This window comes from Variovorax sp. 770b2, from assembly GCF_900115685.1.
GTDB lineage: Bacteria > Pseudomonadota > Gammaproteobacteria > Burkholderiales > Burkholderiaceae_C > Variovorax.
Genome location: NZ_FOXJ01000001.1, coordinates 2,767,795 through 2,786,629, shown reverse-complemented (window position 1 = coordinate 2,786,629; position 18,835 = coordinate 2,767,795). Strand labels below are relative to the sequence as shown.

Below are 18,835 nucleotides of genomic sequence, written 5' to 3'. Positions count from 1 at the left end.
CCATGAAGGTCCAGATCCGTTACTTCGCCTCGGTGCGCGAGGCGCTTTCCAGCAGCAACGAAACCGTCGACACCCGCGCCGAAACGCTCGCCGCGCTGCGCGACGAACTGATCGCGCGCGGCGGAGCGCACGCCACGGCCCTTGCGCGCGGCAGGGCGGTGCGCATGGCGCTCGACCAGGTCATGAGCGACGAGGCCGCAGCCCTGCACGAAGGCTGCGAGGTCGCGTTCTTCCCGCCGGTTACGGGCGGCTGAGCCGCGCGTCCAGCGCCACCAGGCGCTCGCGCAGGTCCTCGGAGGCGCGCGTCATCGGCGAGCGCAACTCGTCGCGCATCGCGCCGCCATGGGCCAGCAGCGCCTTCAAGGGGCCGGGGTTCGATTCGGCGAACAGCATCTCGATCAGCGGCTGAAGCGGCTGCCATTCGGCGCGCGCTTCGGCCACGCGGTTGTCGGCCAGGAGGCGCAGCACCTGCACGAAGCGCTTCGTCTGCACATGCCCGCTCGCTGCGATGGCGCCCACGCCGCCTTCGGCCACCGTCGAGAAGATCTGGTGGTCTTCGCCCGACAGCACCTGCAGCCGGCCGTCGGCGATCAGGGCGCGCGTCTTGGCCATGTCGCCGCCGCAGTCCTTGATGCCCTGGATGCGCGGGTGCGCGGCGAGTGCGAGCAGCGTCTCGCGCGAGAGGGTGGCACCGGTGCGGTAGGGGATGTCGTAGATCAGCACCGGCACCGCGCTGGCATCGGCGATCGCGCGGAACCATTCGAGGAGGCCCGCCTGCGACGGGCGGATGTAGTGCGGCGCGGGCACCAGCAGGCCCGCGAGCGGCCGTTCCGAGAGCTTGCGCACCCAGGCCGTCGTCTTGCCCAGGTGATAGCCCGAGAGGCCCATGACGACCGGCAGGCCACCGGCAGCAGCCAGTACCGTGTCCAGCGATGCCAGCTGCTCCGCCTCGTCGAGCGCGGCGGCTTCGCCGGTCGAGCCGCAGACCACGAAGCCGGCCACGCCGTCGGCGGCAAGGCGCCGGGTCAGCGCGGTGAGGGCGGCATGGTCGAGCGCGCCGTCGCGGAACGGGGTGACGAGTGGAATCCAGAGGCCCGAGAAATCGGGGGTGGGGGAGGAGGGCTGTTGTTGTGGCACGCAGGTTTCCTTTCAGGAATCAACCGATGGAAAGAACCACCGTCCGATGCGCGCACAACCATGCAGGGTCAAAGCCTTGGGCAGGTTCCGTCGCTCATCCGACGACGGAACCGCAGCTCCGGTCAGACGAGCTTTGGTTTTTTGGCTTTGCTGCCCTGGCGCGCGCAACGGCTCTCGGGGTGCGAAAGCACCGTGGAGAGCGTGGCGAGGCAAGGCATCGTCGCAGTCTAGCGCGATGCCACAATCCGGACATGAGCGTTGCGCGTGTTTCGATCCAGACGGGTGATTTCGACTTAAGCCACGAGGTCGCCACGTTGCGCGCCGGCGACAAGCGCGTGGGCGCCGTCTGCAGCTTCATCGGCACCGTGAGGGACCGCAACGACGGCAGCACCGTCGCCTCGATGGAGCTGGAGCACTACCCGGGCATGACCGAGAAGGCCATCGAAGCCATGATCGACGAGGCCCACAGGCGCTTCGACATCCTGGGCGCTCGCGTGATCCACCGCGTCGGTCTTCTGCAGCCGCTCGACCAGATCATGATGGTGGCGGTGGTCTCGGCCCACCGCGGCCAGAGCTTCGAGGCCTGCGAGTTCCTGATGGATTACCTGAAGACCCAGGCCCCGTTCTGGAAAAAAGAACAGACGCCCGAAGGCGCCCGCTGGGTCGATGCGCGCGTCAGCGACGACGCGGCCTTGGCGCGCTGGGGCATCAGCGCCCCGAACGCTTAAAGCGGCTTGAAGCCGCTGGCCTGGATGATCCGTTCCCAGGTCTGCGTGTACGTGCGCACGCGGCCCGCGAACTGGCCCTGCGACTCGTAGCCGACCGTCAGCCCCATCGTCGTGAGCTTCTGCTTCACGTCGGGCATCGCCAGCACTTTCTGCAGCGCATCGCCGTACTTGTCGATGATCGGCTGCGGCGTGCCCACCGGCGCGAAGATGCCGTAGTAGGGCAGGTCTTCCAGGTTCGCGAAGCCCAGCTCGGTGAAGGTCGGCACGTTCGGAATCACCGCCTGGCGCTTGGCGCCGATGGAGGCCACGATGCGCACCTTGCCTGCCTTGTGGTTCTCGATGAAGTCCGGCACCGACGCGATGCCCGCGGTGATCTGGTTGCCCAGCATGTCGGCCGTCATCGGGGCGCTGCCGCGGTAGGGCGCGGGCTGCACGTCGATCTTGTACTTGTCCGAGATCATCTTCACGAGGAATTCAGGAATCGACGCAGGCGCGGGGATGCCGATGGTCTCCTTGCCGCCCTTGGCCGTGCGAACCCATTTCACGTACTCGTCGATGCTCTTGGCGGGCGTGCCGCCCGAGACGGCCAGCACGTTGGCGAAGGTGGCGAAGCCGGCCACGGGCACGAAGTCGGTGGCGGGGTTGAAGCCCGGGTTCTTCACCACCTGCGGCAGGATCGAGATGGTGTGGTCGTGCGAGAGGAACAGCGTGTGGCCGTCGGCGGGCGACGATTTCAGCACCGTCGCGGCGATCTGCCCGCCCGCGCCGGCGCGGTTCTCGACCACCACCGGCACGCCCAGCACGTCCTTGAGCTTTTCGCCCAGGGTGCGCGCGATGGCGTCGGTGCCTGCGCCGGCGGGAAAGCCGACCAGGATGCGGATCGGCGTGCCGCTCTGGGCCTGCGCGAGGCCGGACAGGCCCATGGCGGCCGCAAAGAGACCCACGCTGAGCGCGCGGCGCACCGGCTGGACGCGCTGCATTGAAAAAACCATGATCGACTCCATTCGAGAGAAAGAGAGAAATGCCTACGGCAAGAAGGTGCAGGGCACCGTGCAATACCCGTGCCCACGGCGCGGGCCCGATCTACAACCTTGAATCGTGCCCGAACGGCCCTATTTTGGATGCAGGAATACCACCATGCGACAAGACAAACTCACCACCAAATTTCAGGAAGCGCTGAGCGACGCGCAGACGCTGGCGCTCGGCAACGACAACGCCTACATCGAGCCGGCGCACCTGCTGGTCGCGATGCTGCGCCAGGACGACGGCCCGCGCGCCCTGCTGGAGCGTGCCGGCGTCAATGTGCCGGGTCTCGTGCAGGCGGCCGACGCCGCCATCAAGAAGCTGCCGCAGGTGCAGGGCCACGACATCGTGCAGGTCGGCCCCGACCTGGGCAAGCTGCTGCAGGCCACCGAGAAGGAGGCCATCAAGCGCAATGACCAGTTCATTGCCGGCGAACTCTTCCTCCTGGCCGTGGCCGACAGCAAGTCCGACATCGGCAGGATCGCCAAGGAAAACGGCCTGAGCCGCAAGTCGCTCGAATCGGCCATCGACGCCGTGCGCGGCGGGCAGGGCGTGAACAGCGCCGATGCCGAAGGCCAGCGCGAGGCGCTGAAGAAATACACCATGGACCTGACCGAGCGCGCGCGCCTGGGCAAGCTCGACCCCGTCATCGGCCGCGACGAGGAAATCCGCCGTGCCATCCAGGTGCTGCAGCGCCGTACCAAGAACAACCCCGTGCTCATCGGCGAACCCGGCGTGGGCAAGACCGCCATCGTCGAGGGCCTCGCGCAGCGCATCGTCGCGGGCGAGGTGCCCGATTCGCTCAAGGGCAAGCGCGTGCTGTCGCTCGACATGGCCTCGCTGCTGGCCGGCGCCAAGTTCCGCGGTGAATTCGAAGAACGCCTGAAGACCGTGCTCAACGAACTCGCGAAGGACGAAGGCCAGACCATCGTCTTCATCGACGAGCTGCACACCATGGTCGGCGCCGGCAAGGCCGAGGGCGCGATGGACGCGGGCAACATGCTCAAGCCCGCGCTCGCGCGCGGCGAGCTGCACTGCGTGGGCGCCACCACGCTGGACGAGTACCGCAAGTACATCGAGAAGGACGCCGCGCTGGAGCGCCGCTTCCAGAAGATCATCGTGGGCGAGCCCAGCGTCGAGGCCACCATCGCCATCCTGCGCGGCCTGCAGGAAAAGTACGAAGTGCACCACGGCGTGCAGATCACCGACCCGGCCATCGTGGCCGCGGCCGAGCTCTCCGACCGCTACATCACCGACCGCTTCCTGCCCGACAAGGCCATCGACCTGATCGACGAGGCCGCGGCCAAGATCAAGATCGAGATGGACTCCAAGCCCGAGGTCATGGACCGCCTGGACCGCCGCCTCATCCAGCTGCAGATCGAGCGCGAAGCCGTGCGCCGCGAGAAGGACGAGGCCTCGCAGAAGCGCTTCAACCTCATCGAGGACGAGATCGCCAAGCTGCAGAAGGAAATCGCCGACTACGACGAGATCTGGCAGGCCGAGAAGGCCCAGGCCCAGGGCAGCGCGCACATCCGCGAAGAAATCGAGAAGCTCAAGACCGAGATCAAGGAGTGGGAGCGCAAGGGCGACTTCAACAAGCTCGCCGAGCTCCAGTACGGCCAGCTGCCCGCGCTCGAGAAGCGCCTGAAGGAGGCCGAGGCCAGCGAGGCGAGCAAGGGCAAGTCCAGCGCGCCCACGCTGCTGCGCACGCAGGTCGGCGCGGAAGAAATCGCCGAGGTCGTGGCGCGCGCCACCGGCATCCCGGTCGCCAAGCTCATGCAGGGCGAGCGCGACAAGCTGCTCGTGATGGAAGACAAGCTGCACGAGCGCGTGGTCGGCCAGGACGAGGCCATCGGTGCGGTCGCCAATGCGATCCGCCGCTCGCGCTCGGGCCTGTCCGATCCGAACCGCCCCACGGGCTCGTTCCTGTTCCTCGGCCCCACGGGCGTGGGCAAGACCGAGCTGTGCAAGGCGCTCGCGGGCTTCCTGTTCGACAGCGAAGACCACCTGATCCGCATCGACATGAGCGAGTTCATGGAGAAGCATTCGGTCGCGCGCCTGATCGGCGCGCCGCCGGGCTACGTGGGCTACGAAGAGGGCGGCTATCTCACCGAGGCCGTGCGCCGCAAGCCCTACAGCGTGGTGCTGCTGGACGAGGTCGAGAAGGCGCACCCCGACGTCTTCAACGTGCTGCTGCAGGTGCTGGACGATGGGCGCCTGACCGACGGCCAGGGCCGCACCGTGGACTTCAAGAACACCGTGATCGTGATGACGAGCAACATCGGCTCGCCCATCATCCAGGCCATGGTGGGCAAGCCATCCGAAGAGATCAAGGAAGCGGTGTGGGACGAGCTGAAGAACTACTTCCGCCCCGAGTTCCTGAACCGCATCGATGAGACCGTCGTGTTCCACGCCCTGGACGCGAAGAACATCGAATCGATCGCCGCGATCCAGCTGAAGGTGCTGAAAGCCCGTCTGGCGAAGATGGACCTGGGCCTGGAGGTGTCGCCCGCGGCGCTGGCCGAGATCGCCAAGGTCGGCTTCGACCCGGTGTTCGGTGCACGTCCGTTGAAGCGTGCGATCCAGCAGCGCATCGAGAACCCGCTCTCTCGACTGCTGCTGGACGGCAGCTTCGGGCCGAAGGACACGATCGAGGTCGCGACCGACCCGATCCAGTCGCCCGGCCAGTTCTCGTTCCGAAAGGGCGGGGAACCAACGGTGGCGGCTTCGGCCTAAAGTCGGATGATGAACTTCATTCTTCGCGTCATTCTTCTGCTCCTGGGGCTGGTGTTCGCGGCCAGCCTGGCTGTCGCGGTCATGCTGCTGGCGGCTGTGTGGGGTGTGCGCTACGCCTGGGGCCGTCTCACGGGCAAGCCCGTGACGCCATGGATGGCTTCGATGGGCGGGCGCTTCAACCCCCGCTCGGGCTTCGACCGGTTTCGCAATGCGGCAAATCCGGCCGAACCCACCGCCGCCGATGTCACCAACGCGCGTGCGCGCGGTGAATCGGTGGTGCGCCCCGAGCGCATCCGCGGCAACGCCAGCGACGTGACCGACGTTGCGCCGAAGCCGGTCTCGCGCGGCTGACCCTTCGCCGTCGTCGCACGCGTTTGAAGGCACACTCGCCTTCATGCTCCGCCCACCCCTCCTGATCGATCCCGACGAAGTCGAGATCAGCGCCATCCGGGCGCAGGGCGCGGGCGGACAGAACGTCAACAAGGTCTCGAGCGCGATCCACCTGCGCTACGACATTCCCGCAAGCTCATTGCCCGCCGACGTGAAGGAGCGGCTGCTCGCGCTGCGCGACAGCCGCATCACGCAGGAGGGCGTCTTCGTGCTCAAGGCGCAGCAGCACCGCACGCAGGAGATGAACCGCGCCGACGCGCTCGCGCGCCTGCAGGCGGTGATCGACACCGTGGCCACGCCGCCGCGCGTGCGGCGCGCCACCAAGCCGACCTATGGTTCCAAGCAGCGCCGGCTCGAAGGCAAGAGCCAGCGCGCGCAGATCAAGAACTTGCGGGGACCTGTGCGGGACTGACCGGGCTGCCGCCGCGCAGCCGCCTGATCTGCAGCGCCACGCCCGCGATGTACAGCACGAACAGCACGCCGGTGATCGCCTTCAGCTCGGGCGCCTCGGCATCCGCCAGCAGCGGCGCGCCCAGCGGAAGCCGCGTCAGCGTCTCGGTGAAGGCCGGGATCCAGTGAAAGAGAAAGCTGGCCGAATAGGCGACGGCCTCGATGTAGCGCGAGTTCTTCCCGAGGCGGCCCCGGCCGGCCAGCGCACCCGCGGCGAGCGCGAGCAGCGTCACGATGCCCAGCACATGCGGCTTGCCGAAGCCGCCGTGCTGGAAGATGCCGAAGCCGGTCAGGCAGGTGAGGACGGTGGTCCAGACGAAGACCTGGCCCCATCCGGTGCGCAGGGTGATTTCCTTGTAGCGCAGCAGGGCGACGATCCCCGCGAAGACGGCGATCAGGCTGATCGCGGTGTGAACACTGCCCAGGGACGTGAGTCCCAGCCATCCTGTCGCTGCCATGCGGATCTCCTCGTTGTCGTGGTGCGGCATTCTGGCGCGTGGTCATCCATTTGTGTGAATTGCGACGAATTGAGTGCCAAAGGCCCTGCTTTACGGGAATGAAACATGTCCCAAGCAAAATCGTGGTCATGAGAAGGTTCATCTCGCGCATCCTGCTGCCCGCATTTCTCCTGGTTCCGGCCGCTGCGCTGCTGGCCGGCTGCGGCCCCGAGGCCGGTGCCACGAGCGCGAGCGCGGCCGCGGCCCCCGAACTCAAGTGGGACGAACTCATCCCCAAGAGCTGGGACCCGACCAAGCGCTACCGCAACATCAGCCTGGAGGCGCTGCGCGACAACGACCCGCGCGCAATCCAGATGCTCGACGAGATGCGCGCCGTCTGGGACAACGCGCCGGTCAACGTGGCGCTCGACGGTACGGCCGTCAAGCTTTCGGGCTTTGTAGTGCCGCTGGACAACACGCAGAACGGCATCCAGGAATTTCTGTTGGTGCCGTATTTCGGCGCCTGCATCCACACCCCGCCGCCCCCCGCCAACCAGATCGTGCACGTGATCGCAACGCAGGCCTTCAAGGGCCTGCACGCGATGGACACGGTCAAGGTCAGCGGCGTCCTGAAGGCCGCGCGCTATGCCTCGGCGGACATGGGCGTGAGCGGGTACGAGATCAAGTCGGCGGCGGTGGAGCGCTTCGTGGCGACGCAGCCGAACTGAGCGCTTTCGCTCAAGTCATGCGCTGCGTCAGGAAATCCAGAAACGAAGTGATCCGCGCCGACAGCTGCGTGTTGCGGTAGTACACCGCGTTCACCGGCTGGCGCACGTCCACCGTTTCCTTGGCCAGCACCTGCACCAGCGCGCCGCTTGCGCGGTCGGCGGCGGTCATGAAATCGGCGAGGCACACGATGCCCGCGCCGGCCAGCGCGAGCTGGCGCAGCGTCTCGCCGCTCGACGCGGCGAGCGTGGGCGCGATGGGCCATTCGTCGCCGTGCACCCCACGCAGCGGCCAGCGGTTGAGCGACTCGGGTTGCGTGAAGCCCAGCAGCGCGTGATCGGTCAGCTCGGCGGCGGTGCGCGGCTTGCCGTGCGCCTCGAGATACGCCGGGCTCGCGAGCACGCGCAGCCGGTGCGTGCCGAGCGGCCGCGCGTGCAGCGTGGAATCGCGCAGCGGCCCGATGCGGATCGCGATGTCGGTGCGGCGCTCCAGCAGGTCGATGGGCAGGTCGTCGGTGTCCAGCTCCAGGCTGATCTGCGGGTAGAGCCTGCGGAATTCGGGCACCAGCGGCACGATGGCGTGCAGCATGAAGGGCGAGGCCGCGTTCACGCGCAGCCGCCCGGCCGGTTGCTCGCGGCGCGCGGCCATCTGCTCTTCGGCGTCGTCAATGGCATCGAGGATCGCGCGGGTGCGCTGCAAAAAGGCCGCGCCTTCCTCGGTGAGTTCCAGGCGCCGCGTGGTGCGGCGCATGAGCGTGGTGTCCAGCTTCTGCTCGAGCCGGCTGAGCGCGCGGCTGATGCCCGAGACCGTGTGCCCGAGTTGCTCGGCCGCGGCGGTGATCGAGCCGGTGTCCACCACCGTGCGGAACGCGACGAGTTCTTCGATGGTGGTTTTCATGGGGCCGCTGCGCGTGTCTTCAGCCTGCGGTTTCGGCCTCTGCGGGCACGTCGATGCGCGGCATCAGCGCGGCGAGCGCCTCGCCGTCGGTGCGGTAGCTGAAGAGCATCGGCCCCGGCGCAAGAAGGCCCGCGCGTTCGAGCACCTGCATGGCCGGCAGCTTCATGCCGCTCAGGTGCAGGCGCACGCCCTTGGATTCCATCATCCGCCGGATCGAGCCGAACACCTCGGCGCCGGTGATGTCGATGCGGTTGATGGGCTGCGCGAACAGGCACACGTCGGTGAGTTCGGGGCGCTCGGCCAGCGCCACGGTGAGCGCGCGTTCCAGCGTGGAGGCCGAGGCGAAGTCCAGTTCGGCGTCCATGCGCAGCGCATAGAGCTGCGGCGCGAGCGGCGGCAGCTTCCAGAGGTTGCGGTCGCGCAGGCTCCCGTCGGGGTGCAGGCCCACCTCGATGATGCGCGGATGCAGGTGGCGGTACATGTAGTGCGCCATGCTCGCGAGCAGGCCGCCGAGCACGCCCCAGTAGATGCTGGGCGCGGTCGCGATGGTCAGCACGAAGGTGCCGAAGGCGATGCCCGCCTCGATGCGCGAGATGCGCCACAGCGCCGTGAAACTCGCGGGCTTCACGAGGCCCAGGATGGCCGTGACCACCACGGCCGCGAGCACCGCCTGCGGCACGTGGTAGAGCAGCGGCATCAGCCACAGCAGCGCACCGGCCACCACCACCACGCTGAAGAGCGTGGCCCACCCGGTCTGCGCGCCCGCATAGAGCGTGATGGCCGAGCGCGAGAATGACGAGCTGGTCGGAAACGCGCCCGAGAAACCCGAGGCCAGCTTGGCCAGGCCCTGGCCGATCAGGTCCTGGTTTTCGTTCCACAGCGTGCCGGCGCGCGCGTTGTCGACCTTGGCGCTGGAGGCGGTCTCCAGGAAGCTCACCAGCGTGATCATCAATGCGGGCAGCACCAGCGCGCTGAACGTACCCAGGGGGAGCAGGCCGGGCCAGTAGAACGAGGGCAGTCCCGAGGGCAGGCTACCGACCACGGCGCCGCCACGCAGCGCGTAGTCGATGCCCCAGCTGATCGCCGCAGCGCCCGCCACCAGTGCCATCGTCGTCGGAAAGCGCGGCACGAACCGCTTGCCCAGCCACAGCACCGCGACGCTGCCGAGACCAAAGGCGATGGCCACGAGATCGGGCAGCGGCCCGCCCTGCAGCACCTGCGGAATCGTGCGCCCGGTGAAGCCCAGCAGCGAAGGCAATTGCGAGATCGCGATCAGCACCGCCGCGCCCTGCGTGAAGCCGATCAGCACCGGCGAATTGACCAGCCGCAGCAGCCAGCCGAAGCGCCCCGCGCCCAGCACGATCTGGATGGCGCCGGACATCAGCGTGAGCCACACCGCCATCGCCACCCATTCGTCGCTGCCCGCCACCGCGAGCGGCGCGAGCGAGGCGCCGACCAGGAGGCTGGTGAGCGCCGTGGGCCCGACCGACAGCCGCTGCGACGAGCTGAACATCACCGCGATCAGCGCGGGAAACAGCGCCGCGTACACGCCGGTCACCAGCGGCATGCCCGCGAGCGCGGCATACGCCACGCCTTGCGGAATGACCATCAGCGCCACGGTGATGCCGGCCATCGCCTCGCTTCGCAGCAGCGCCCCGGAAGGGCGCGGCCATGCAAGACAGGGAACCCAGCGCGCGAGGCGCTGGCGCAGGGACGAGGGGGGGGCAGCCGGGGTCATGGAGTCGTTACGCGCGCACGGGGAGAAACAGGCAAGCACATGCGCGGTGCGCCGCGCGGAGGCCATGCGGGGGCGCTGTCAGGTCAGATCAGCGATGTGGCGTTCTTCAGGACGTAGTCGCAGGCCTTTTCCTTCACCTTCGACGACAGGATCTTCATGTTGAGCGTCTTGCCGTCGCCGCCCTTCAGCAAACCCTTCGCGCCGCTTTCGAAGTTTTTTTCCTGCTGCTTCTGGCCGGTGATCTTGGCCAGCAGCTTGTCTTTCACCGAGGCCGCATCGCCGCCGAGGTAGTTGTTCTTCACGCAGTACTGCAGCACGCCGGCGGCACTGCCGATGGTGCTGGAGCCGATCGAGGGCATCTTGAAGCCGAGGTTGCCGAGGGCGGAACCGGAGGAGCTGCCGCCTTGCGAGCTGGCGGCCGCGCCGGCCTTTTCCTTCAGTTGGTCGAGCAGGTCGTTGGCCTGTGCCGAGGCGCCTGCGGCGAGCAGGGCGAGGGCAATGAGCGTGGAGCGGGCATGCATGGTGGTCTCCTTGGAAAGCATGGGGGAGCACGAGGGAGAAGCGCCCACCAGCATACCGGAGAGGCCCCGTCATTTCCGGGGACATGGCCCCCGAAGCTCCCCCTAGTTCTTGCGCGGCGCGCGTTTCTCCAGCAACGGTGCGCTCGTGCCCTGCACGCCCACCAGCCCCAGCACCGTGACCAGCGAGTTCTGCGCGCCCTTCCATCCGTCGGTCACGTCGATCCACTCCGACAGCGCATGGAAGCCCCCGGTCTTGCCGCCGGCGCCGACGATGATGGCCGGGATGCCCAGCGACATCGGCACGTTGGCGTCGGTGCTCGCGCCCGTCAGCAGGGTCTTGTGGCCGAAGGCGCTGTTGGCGCGCGTGGCGGCCTCCACGATCACCGTGTCCGACTGCGTGCGGCCGCCCGGACGGTCGCCGATCAGCTTGCGGCTCGCGCTCAGGGTCGTCACGTTCCACCGCTTGTTTTCTTCCTCGACCGCTTCGTCGATGGCCGCGAGGATCTTCTTCTCGGTCTCCAGCAGCGGCGCCATTTCGTCCGAGCGGATGTCGATCGCCATGCGCGCATCCGGCGCGATGGTGTTGACCGACGTGCCGCCGCCCACGGTGCCGACGGTGAACGTGGTTTTCGGGAACGTCGGCGTGCGGACTTCGGCGATCTTGGCGATCGCGCGGCCCATGCCGTGGATGGCGCTGGGCACCTGCCCGAAGGCGCCGAAGCTGTGGCCGCCGGGGCCCTTGAAGGTGACCTCGTAGCGGTGGCTGCCCGTGCCCAGCATCAGCACCGTGCCGTCGGGTGCCGGCTCGAGGCCGACCATGCCGTCGATGTCCAGGTTGTCGCGAAAGACCGCCTTGATGCCGCGCAGGTTGCCCAGTTCTTCCTCGCCGACGTTGCCGACGATCAGGAGGTCGCCCACGGTCTGGATCTTGTTGTCGTTGAGCACCTTGAGCCACGACAGCAAGACGGCGAGGCCGCGCGTGTCGTCCGAGATGCCGGGCGCGTAGAGCTTGCCGTCGCGCTCCTTCACCTTCACGTCGGTGCCGGCGGGGAACACGGTGTCCAGGTGCGCGGAGATCAGCAACTTGGGGCCATTGCCCGTGCCTTTGCGCAGGCCCACGACGTTGCCTTCGGCGTCGATCTTCGCGTCCGCGAGGCCCAGGGCCTTCATGCGCGCGAGGAAGGCTTCTGCGCGCTTCTGTTCCTTGAACGGGGGCGCTTCGATCTCGGTCAGCATCTTCAGATCCTCGACCGAACGCTCGTGGTCGGCCTTGACCGCATCGAGCAGCTTCTGGATCGCGGGTGCTGCCATCAGCTGCGTGTAGGCCTTGTCGATCTCGGGCCGCACCTGCGCGGGCGTGGCCGCGACGGCGGCGTTCTGGGCCTGGGCGAGCCCGGCGGTGCAGGCCAGGGCGAGGGCGATCGGGGCAAGGCGGAATGACGCGGAGCGAGGCATGGCGGTGGGTTGTCCTTGAAGGTGAAGAGGGCGCAGCCGGCGCGGCGCCGTCAGCAATTCTTGGGGGCAAGTCAGGCGCCTGCTCTGGTTTAATCTTTGGCCTTGTCAGTTTTTCTTACGAACACGCCCATGCGCCGCCATATTCCGAGCACCCGAGCGCTGCTGATCTTCGATGCGGTGGCCCGCCATCACGGCGTGGGCAAGGCGGCCGAGGAGCTGTGCCTCACGCACAGCGCCGTGAGCCAGCAGCTGCGGCTCCTGGAATCGCAGATCGGCGTGCGGCTGGTGCAACGCACCGCGCGCGGCACCGAGCTCACCGATGCCGGGCGCCGCTACCACGGCCAGATCGCGGGCGACCTGATGCGGCTGCAGAACCACACGCTCGAAGCGATGGCGCAGCGCGTCGACGGCCTGCGCCTCATCGTCGGCGCGGTGCCCGTGCTCGCCGAGGGCTGGCTCACGCCGCTGCTGCCGCAGTTCATCGCGCTGCATCCGGGCTGCAGCCTGCACCTGCAGGTTTTTCCGACCGATCTCTACATGGCCGACATGCCCTTCGACGTGGGCGTGCAGTACGACGACGCGGTGTGGCCCGGCGCCGGTGCGCGGCCGCTGATGGGCGAGTTCTGCGTGGCGGTGTGCGCCCCGCGCGCGAAGGGACGGGCCGCGATGGCGCGCGGCGATTTTCGCGCCGCGCCCCTGCTCCAGCTGCGCACGCGCATGGGCGCGTGGGAGGAATGGTTCGCGCAGACGCCGCACGCGCGGCCGCCCGAGAACCTCGTGGCGGGGCATCGCTTCGATCTCTTTTCTTCGCTGGTCGCGGCGGTGCGCGCCGACCTCGGCGTGGGGCTGGTGCCGGCGTACTACGTCGAGCGTGAACTGCGTTCGGGCGAACTGTTGCTCGCCTGCGCGCATCGCGCGCCATCGAGCCGCGGCTACAGCGTGTTCATGGCGCCGAACCGCACGGCCGATCCGTTGGCGGAGGCTTTCGTCGAGTGGCTTTGCGCGGCGGGTGCATCGTCGCAGCTGCCGGCGACCTAGTGTGCTGTCCCGCAAACAGCGGCGTACGAAGTCGCGCCTTTCACGCCAGGGCGGCGTTGCAGATCCTCGCGATACCTGCAGGCATCGCTGCATTTGCGCCTTGCCCTGACGCGAAACGCATCGATTTCGTCTGCGCAGCTGTTTGCCCGACGACAGACTAGGCGCGGCGAAAGAGCAGTACCGAGTTCGTGCCGCCGAAGGCGAAGGAATTGCTCATCGCCGCTTCGAGCGCCGGTGCGGCGCTGTCGCCCTGCATCACCAGGTTCATGCGGCAGGCCGGATCGATCTCGCCGCAGTTCGCATTGGGCGGCAGCTGCCGCCGATGCAGCGCGAGCACCGTGATGAGCGCCTCGATGGCGCCCGCCGCGCCCAGCATGTGGCCGTGCAGCGCCTTGGTGGAGCTCACGCGCAGGCTCTCGAAATCGTCGCCCCACACCTGGGCCAGCGCATTGCGCTCGACCACGTCGCCGATGCGCGTGGCCGTGCCGTGCGCGTTGCAGTAGCCCACCTCGCGCGGCTGCAGGCCGGCTTGCCGCAGCGCCTGGCGCAACGCGCGCGCCTGGCCGGGGGCATCGGGCTTGGTGAGATGGGTGGCATCGCTGGAGAGGCCCCAGCCGGCCAGCGTGGCGTAGCTGCGCGCGCCGCGGCGGCGCGCGCGCTCGGCGGATTCGAGCACCAGGAAGGCCGCGCCTTCGCCGAGCGCGAAGCCGCTGCGGTCGCTCGCGAACGGCCGCACCGCGCCGGCCGCTTCGCCGGGCTGGAAGGTGGCCAGCGTCTGCATCGCCTGCCAGGCCAGCACCACGCCCGGCACGATCAGCGCTTCGCTGCCGCCGGCAATGGCGATGTCGACCTCGCCGCGCTGGATGGCCTTGGCGGCTTCGGCGATGGCCACGGACGACGACGCGCAGGCCACGGAATAGGTGAGCACCGGGCCGAGCACGCCGTTGCGCATCGCCACGTGGGCCGCGGGCGCGTTGGGCATGAAGGCCGGAATGGTGAGCGGCGACACGCGCCCGTTGCCGCGGTAGGCCGCTTCGAGCGCCGCGGCGCCGCCCATGCCGCAGCCGGCGTACACGCCCACGCGTTCGGGGTCGGCATCGGCGATGGAAAGGCTCGCGTCGCGCCACGCGAGGTCGGCCGCGGCCACCGCGAGCTGGCTCACGCGGTCGACGCCGGCCAGTTGGAGCTTGGTGAACCAGCGGGTCTCGTCGAAGGCCACCGTGGCGGCGGCGGCCGGCTTGGGCAATTCGGGAAAGACGGGGTGGATGGCCGATCGGGCCTGCAGCAGCGCCTCGAACAGCGCGCCGGGCTCGTCGCCGTGGGGCGCCATGACGCCCAGCCCGGTGACGGCAACCTCGTGGTGGCTCACGCGACCTTCGCGGCCCGGACCTTGTCGACCAGCTGCGCGAGCTCGGCCAGGGTGTCGATGCTCGCGTCCTCGTCGGGCATGGTGATGCCGAAGTGGTCTTCAATGGCAAAGAGGAATTCGGCCAGCGCCAGCGAATCGAGACCGCCGGTTTCGCGCATCGAGGCGTTGGGGTCGAGCTTGGACGGTTCGATGCCGTACTTCTCGTGAATCAGGTCCTGCAATTCCTTCAGCGAACTCATCGTGCGATGCCTGTTGTCTTGTGCCGCCGTTGATCGATTGCAGCCCTTGCGGGGTGCGCCATTGGATCGATCCCTTCCTCGCTCGGCCTGTGTTGGTCAGTGATGGCCAATGATATCCGCTCCTACCGGAGGGGAATCCCCTCGCAAACGCTTGTTCGGCCGCCAGCGCAGCGAGGGCCACGCGAACGCCATGCCCAGCAGCGCGCCCGCCACCACGTCCAGCACCACGTGCTGCTTCACGGCCAGCGTCGAGTAGGCGATGGCCAGGAACCAGGCCCCGTTGACGATGCGCAGCACGGCGGGCGTGCCCGCCTGCCGCAGCAGGTGCTCGATCCAGAGGGCGGTGAAGATCGCGACGGCCACGTGCATCGAGGGGCAGGCGTTGCCCGCCGCGTCCACGCCCTGCAGCATCGCGAAACCGGGGTAGCCGGAGACATCGATGGGAAGCGGCGGTATCTGCGTCGGCCAGAAGTAGAAGAGTGCCAGCCCGGTGAGGCACAGCGCGCCGATCCACAACCCGTAGACCACCAGCTCGCGGAAGGTGAGCTGCAGCCCGGGCGCGATGCCCACGTAGACCCAGAGCGAGAGGTACGCGCCCAGCGTGTAGGGCTGGAACGGGATGAGGTGGTCCAGCGCCGTGAGCGGCATCACCGCGACCGGGAAGGCGGGGTTCCTCAGCAGGTGGAAGTAGCCGATGAAGAACAGCCAGGTGAAGACCGTGGTCCCGACCGCCTTCAGCAGGAAATGGCGGCGAATGCGCAGGCCGATGTCGGCGGTCCAGGTCTGCGGTCGGGGAGGCGATGCCATGGGCAGGTCGGTGAAGGGTCCGTGGTTTTTCGGGCCCGCCGATCTTGCCAGAGCGTCGTGAAGGCCTCGCGCGCCGAAGGGTTCGGGCGGCCGTCCAGGCAGGTCAGGCCGGTCAGGCAGGGACAGCCGATCGCTTCTTGTGCTGGAACGACGTCGGCGAGCGTCCCGTGGCCGCCTTGAACATCGCGCAGAAGGCGCTGTCGGTGGCATAGCCGCTGGCCGCCGCCACCTGGCTCACCGCCATGCCGCGCGCGAGCAGCGGCAGCGCATGCGCCATCACCGCCTGCTGGCGCCACTGCAGCCAGCTCATGCCCAGCTGGTCCCGAAAAAGCCGCGCCACCGTGCGCTCGCTGGCGCCGATGGTGGCCGCGCGCTCGGCCAGCGTGGAGCGGTCGGCCGGGTTGCGCAGCAGCGCCTCGCACAGCTGGCGCAGGCGCTTGTCGGTGGGCAGCGGCACGTCGATGCGGATCTGCGTGGCGCGCTCGATCTCGTCCACCAGGAGCGGCGCGATCATGCGTTCGCGCTGCGGCGCCTGCGGATCGGTGGGCGGCAGGCCGTCGGGCGTGGTGTCGAGAGCGAGCATCAGGGCGCGCATCAGCGGGCTGATCTCGAGCACCTCGCATTTCTCCCAGGCCGGCGCGAGCCAGGCGTGCAGGTAGATGGTGCGCAGCTCGGCATCCTCGATGAGCATGATGCTGTGCGGCATGTTGGCCGGCACCCAGAGCGCGCGCGAGGGCGGCACGATGTAGCTGCCGTCCTGGGTGCTCAGGCGGATCACGCCGCGCGTGGAGAAGGTCAGCTGCGGCCACGGATGCTGGTGCAGCTCCACGAAGGTGTCGGCGCTCAGGAAATGCTCCTTGGCACGCAGCGGGCGCACCGCGTCGGGCGCGTAGAGGTGCGGCGTGAGCGAGGCGACGCTGGTGACCGGGGAGGGATGGAAAACGGAGGAAGAGGCGCGTGGCATGGTTTCGACAAATGTTGTCGCTGTATCGCCATTCTGCCGCGCCCCGGGGGCATAGCATCGGAGCCTGCCCCGGTTTTTTGTAGCAATCCATGTCTTCCCACGTGACCACCCCACCCCTCTCGTCCCCGGCCAACTCATTGCGTTCCGACGCGAAGCTCATCGGCCTCGTCGGCCTGGCCCACGCGATCAGCCACTTCAGCCAGCTCATCCTGGCGCCCCTGTTCCCGTGGCTCAAGGACGCGTTCGACGTGAGCTACACCGAGCTGGGCGCGGTGCTCACGGTGTTCTTCGTGGTCTCGTGCATCGTGCAGGCCGCCTCCGGCTTCATCGTGGACAAGCTGGGCCCGCGTCCGGTGCTGTTCGTGGGCCTCGGCGCGCTCGGGCTGGCCGCCTTCGGCTACGCGATGGCGCAAAGCTACTGGATGCTCCTCGCGTGCGCGGTGGTCGGCGGCATCGGCAACGGCGTGTTCCACCCGGTCGACTACACCCTCTTCAACCGCAAGGTCGCGCCCACGCGCCTGGGCCACGCCTACAGCGTGCACGGCATCACCGGGAGCCTCGGCTGGGCGCTCGCGCCGGCCTTCGTGGTGCCGATCGCCATCGCGTTCTCGTGGCGCGTGGCGCTGGCTTCGGCCGGCGTGCTGGCCATCGTGGTGCTGCTGGTGCTGTGGATCTACCGCAGCGTGCTGTCGCTCGACGTGGCGGCCGTGCACAAGGCCACGGGGCAGGGCGAGCCCGCGCCGATCGGCGGCGAGTTCGACTTCCTGCGCATCCCGGCCGTGTGGATGTGCTTCGGGTTCTTCTTCTTCTATGCCGCGGTGATCAGCGTGGTGCAGACCTTCGCGCCGGTGGCCGCGGGCCATCTGCACGCGGTGCCCGTGGCGCTGGTGGCGGTGTGCCTCACGGTCTACATGGTGGCGAGCGCGGCCGGCATGGTGGTGGGCGGTTTCCTCGCCTCGGACCCGTCGCGCTGCGAGCGCATCGTGGGCGCGGGCTTCGGCATCGCGGCCGCGCTGGCGCTGGTGCTGGCCTTTGCGCAGTTCCCGCCGGTGCTCGTGCCGGTGCTGTTCGGCGCGATGGGTTTCGTCTCCGGCGTGGCCGGGCCGTCGCGCGACCTGCTGGTCAAGCGCTCGACGCCGCCGAACGCCACCGGCCGCGTCTACGGCGTGGTGTACGCGGGCCTCGATATCGGCCAGGCGCTCGCGCCGCTGGTCTTCGGCCGCCTGATGGACCATGGCCAGTACACGAGCGTGATCGTCGGCCTGGCGCTGGTGCAGGGCGTGCTGATCGCGAGCGCCTTCAACGTCACGCGGGTGCGCCGCACGGCGCTGGTGCCGGCCTCGGCCTGATCCCTCTCGAACGCCGTCTGCCGAGGCGGGCGGGCGCGCTGCAGCGGCTCCTATCATCGGCCGCATGCAAGCTTTGTATGTCCATGTGATCGTCGGCGCCGTGCTGGCGGGTTTCGTGCAGGGCCTGTCGGGCTTTGCCTTCGGACTGGTCGCGATGTCGGTCTGGGCCTGGACCCTGGAGCCGCAACTGGCCGCGGTGCTTGCGCTGTTCGGCGCGCTGACGGGGCAGGTGATAGCGGCCGTCACGGTGCGCCGCGCATTCGACAAATCCTTGCTCTGGCCCTTCGTGCTCGGCGGCCTCGTCGGCGTGCCGTTCGGGGTCTGGCTGCTGCCGCATCTGGACCTCGTGGTCTTCAAGGTGTGCCTGGGCGTGCTGCTGGTGCTGTGGTGCCCGGCGATGCTGATGTCGCAACACCTGCCGAAGATCACTTTCGGCGGCCGCGTGGCCGATGGCATCGTCGGCGCCATCGGCGGGGCGATGGCGGGCATCGGCGGCTTCTCGGGGACGATCCCCACGCTCTGGTGCACGTTGCGCGGCTTCCCGCGCGACACGCAACGCGCGGTAATCCAGAACTTCAATCTCTCGATGCTGATGGTGGCGTTTGCGATCCACCTGTTCAGCGGGGGCGTCGCGGCGTCGATGGCGCCGCTCCTGGGGCTCGTGGCGCTGGCTGTCGCGGTGCCGGTGCTGCTGGGGGCGCGGCTTTATATCGGGATCAGCGAAGCGGCGTTTCGCAAGCTCGTGCTGGGGTTGTTGACGTTGTCGGGGGTGGCGATGTTGGGGTCGGCGGTGCCGGCGTTGTTGCAGCGGGGTTGAAGCAACAAAACGCG

At 68.5% G+C, this 18,835-nt stretch carries 20 protein-coding genes; 9 read left to right on the top strand and 11 right to left on the bottom strand.

All coding sequences use genetic code 11. The annotated features are described in order from the left end of the window. Positions 1-2: 2 nt before the first annotated feature. Positions 3-254 carry a MoaD/ThiS family protein gene (locus tag BM133_RS12835; protein ID WP_093434185.1) on the top strand — a complete coding sequence of 84 codons (252 nt, stop codon included), beginning with the start codon at positions 3-5 and terminating at the stop codon, positions 252-254. Here BM133_RS12835 and dapA read toward each other — a convergent pair. Then, on the bottom strand, positions 241-1,137 hold the full coding sequence (dapA, locus tag BM133_RS12830) for a 4-hydroxy-tetrahydrodipicolinate synthase (RefSeq protein WP_093434183.1): 897 nt from the start codon (positions 1,135-1,137) through the stop codon (positions 241-243). The two genes, BM133_RS12835 and dapA, sit on opposite strands and share 14 nt — an antisense overlap. Before the next feature lie 251 nt (positions 1,138-1,388). Between dapA and BM133_RS12825 the strand changes: the two genes are divergently transcribed. Beyond that, a complete protein-coding gene (locus BM133_RS12825) occupies positions 1,389-1,865 on the top strand; it encodes a molybdenum cofactor biosynthesis protein MoaE (protein WP_093434182.1) in 477 nt (158 codons plus the stop codon). On the opposite strand, the gene BM133_RS12820 is transcribed toward BM133_RS12825, so the two are convergent. Beyond that, the gene (locus BM133_RS12820; protein ID WP_093435304.1) at positions 1,862-2,857 is read right to left on the bottom strand and encodes a Bug family tripartite tricarboxylate transporter substrate binding protein; all 996 of its coding nucleotides are present in this window, start codon (positions 2,855-2,857) and stop codon (positions 1,862-1,864) included. The genes BM133_RS12825 and BM133_RS12820 overlap by 4 nt on opposite strands. A 145-nt stretch (positions 2,858-3,002) precedes the next feature. Here BM133_RS12820 and clpB point away from each other — a divergent pair, with 145 nt between their 5' ends. The 3 genes from clpB to arfB are packed head-to-tail and all read left to right on the top strand — an operon-like array spanning position 3,003 to position 6,426. Then, positions 3,003-5,624 carry an ATP-dependent chaperone ClpB gene (clpB, locus tag BM133_RS12815; RefSeq protein WP_093434180.1) on the top strand — a complete coding sequence of 874 codons (2,622 nt, stop codon included), beginning with the start codon at positions 3,003-3,005 and terminating at the stop codon, positions 5,622-5,624. Between the two features lie 9 nt (positions 5,625-5,633). Next, entirely contained in the window at positions 5,634-5,975 is a 342-nt protein-coding gene (locus BM133_RS12810) for a hypothetical protein (protein ID WP_256219159.1), read from the top strand. 43 nt (positions 5,976-6,018) lie between these two features. Beyond that, the gene (gene arfB, locus BM133_RS12805) at positions 6,019-6,426 is read left to right on the top strand and encodes an alternative ribosome rescue aminoacyl-tRNA hydrolase ArfB (RefSeq protein ID WP_093434177.1); all 408 of its coding nucleotides are present in this window, start codon (positions 6,019-6,021) and stop codon (positions 6,424-6,426) included. On the opposite strand, the gene BM133_RS12800 is transcribed toward arfB, so the two are convergent. Next, entirely contained in the window at positions 6,395-6,922 is a 528-nt protein-coding gene (locus BM133_RS12800) for a hypothetical protein (RefSeq protein ID WP_093435303.1), read from the bottom strand. The two genes, arfB and BM133_RS12800, sit on opposite strands and share 32 nt — an antisense overlap. A 128-nt stretch (positions 6,923-7,050) precedes the next feature. Between BM133_RS12800 and BM133_RS12795 the strand changes: the two genes are divergently transcribed. After that, on the top strand, positions 7,051-7,629 hold the full coding sequence (locus tag BM133_RS12795; protein WP_093434176.1) for a DUF3299 domain-containing protein: 579 nt from the start codon (positions 7,051-7,053) through the stop codon (positions 7,627-7,629). 10 nt (positions 7,630-7,639) lie between these two features. On the opposite strand, the gene BM133_RS12790 is transcribed toward BM133_RS12795, so the two are convergent. The 4 genes from BM133_RS12790 to BM133_RS12775 form a co-directional block, all read right to left on the bottom strand. Further along, the gene (locus tag BM133_RS12790) at positions 7,640-8,524 is read right to left on the bottom strand and encodes a LysR family transcriptional regulator (protein ID WP_093434174.1); all 885 of its coding nucleotides are present in this window, start codon (positions 8,522-8,524) and stop codon (positions 7,640-7,642) included. A gap of 19 nt (positions 8,525-8,543) precedes the next feature. Next, complete coding sequence (locus BM133_RS12785) at positions 8,544-10,262, bottom strand: SulP family inorganic anion transporter (RefSeq protein WP_093434173.1); 1,719 nt, start codon at positions 10,260-10,262, stop codon at positions 8,544-8,546. Between the two features lie 83 nt (positions 10,263-10,345). Then, positions 10,346-10,783 carry a DUF2501 domain-containing protein gene (locus BM133_RS12780; protein WP_093435301.1) on the bottom strand — a complete coding sequence of 146 codons (438 nt, stop codon included), beginning with the start codon at positions 10,781-10,783 and terminating at the stop codon, positions 10,346-10,348. Between the two features lie 102 nt (positions 10,784-10,885). Continuing rightward, positions 10,886-12,238, bottom strand: a complete 1,353-nt coding sequence (locus tag BM133_RS12775) for a M20/M25/M40 family metallo-hydrolase (RefSeq protein WP_093434171.1) — start codon at positions 12,236-12,238, stop codon at positions 10,886-10,888. A 129-nt stretch (positions 12,239-12,367) separates the two neighbouring features. Here BM133_RS12775 and BM133_RS12770 point away from each other — a divergent pair, with 129 nt between their 5' ends. Next, positions 12,368-13,276 carry a LysR substrate-binding domain-containing protein gene (locus BM133_RS12770; RefSeq protein ID WP_093434170.1) on the top strand — a complete coding sequence of 303 codons (909 nt, stop codon included), beginning with the start codon at positions 12,368-12,370 and terminating at the stop codon, positions 13,274-13,276. 157 nt (positions 13,277-13,433) lie between these two features. Here the strand turns inward: BM133_RS12770 and BM133_RS12765 are convergent, their stop codons facing one another. From BM133_RS12765 to BM133_RS12750, 4 genes are all read right to left on the bottom strand, one after another. Continuing rightward, positions 13,434-14,645 carry a beta-ketoacyl-[acyl-carrier-protein] synthase family protein gene (locus tag BM133_RS12765; RefSeq protein ID WP_093434168.1) on the bottom strand — a complete coding sequence of 404 codons (1,212 nt, stop codon included), beginning with the start codon at positions 14,643-14,645 and terminating at the stop codon, positions 13,434-13,436. Next, positions 14,642-14,884: an acyl carrier protein gene (locus BM133_RS12760; protein WP_093434167.1), complete on the bottom strand. Its 243-nt coding sequence runs from the start codon at positions 14,882-14,884 to the stop codon at positions 14,642-14,644. Before BM133_RS12760 ends, BM133_RS12765 begins: the two co-directional genes overlap by 4 nt. A gap of 96 nt (positions 14,885-14,980) precedes the next feature. Beyond that, positions 14,981-15,691 (bottom strand): phosphatase PAP2 family protein, encoded by a 711-nt coding sequence (locus tag BM133_RS12755; protein ID WP_093434165.1) that lies wholly within the window; start codon positions 15,689-15,691, stop codon positions 14,981-14,983. Positions 15,692-15,803: 112 nt separating this feature from the next. Then, positions 15,804-16,655 (bottom strand): AraC family transcriptional regulator, encoded by an 852-nt coding sequence (locus BM133_RS12750; protein WP_093434164.1) that lies wholly within the window; start codon positions 16,653-16,655, stop codon positions 15,804-15,806. A gap of 89 nt (positions 16,656-16,744) precedes the next feature. Between BM133_RS12750 and BM133_RS12745 the strand changes: the two genes are divergently transcribed. Together BM133_RS12745 and BM133_RS12740 are read left to right on the top strand one after the other, a co-directional pair. Continuing rightward, positions 16,745-18,004, top strand: a complete 1,260-nt coding sequence (locus BM133_RS12745; protein WP_093434162.1) for an MFS transporter — start codon at positions 16,745-16,747, stop codon at positions 18,002-18,004. A 64-nt stretch (positions 18,005-18,068) separates the two neighbouring features. Continuing rightward, positions 18,069-18,821 carry a sulfite exporter TauE/SafE family protein gene (locus BM133_RS12740; protein WP_093434161.1) on the top strand — a complete coding sequence of 251 codons (753 nt, stop codon included), beginning with the start codon at positions 18,069-18,071 and terminating at the stop codon, positions 18,819-18,821. Positions 18,822-18,835 lie beyond the last annotated feature (14 nt).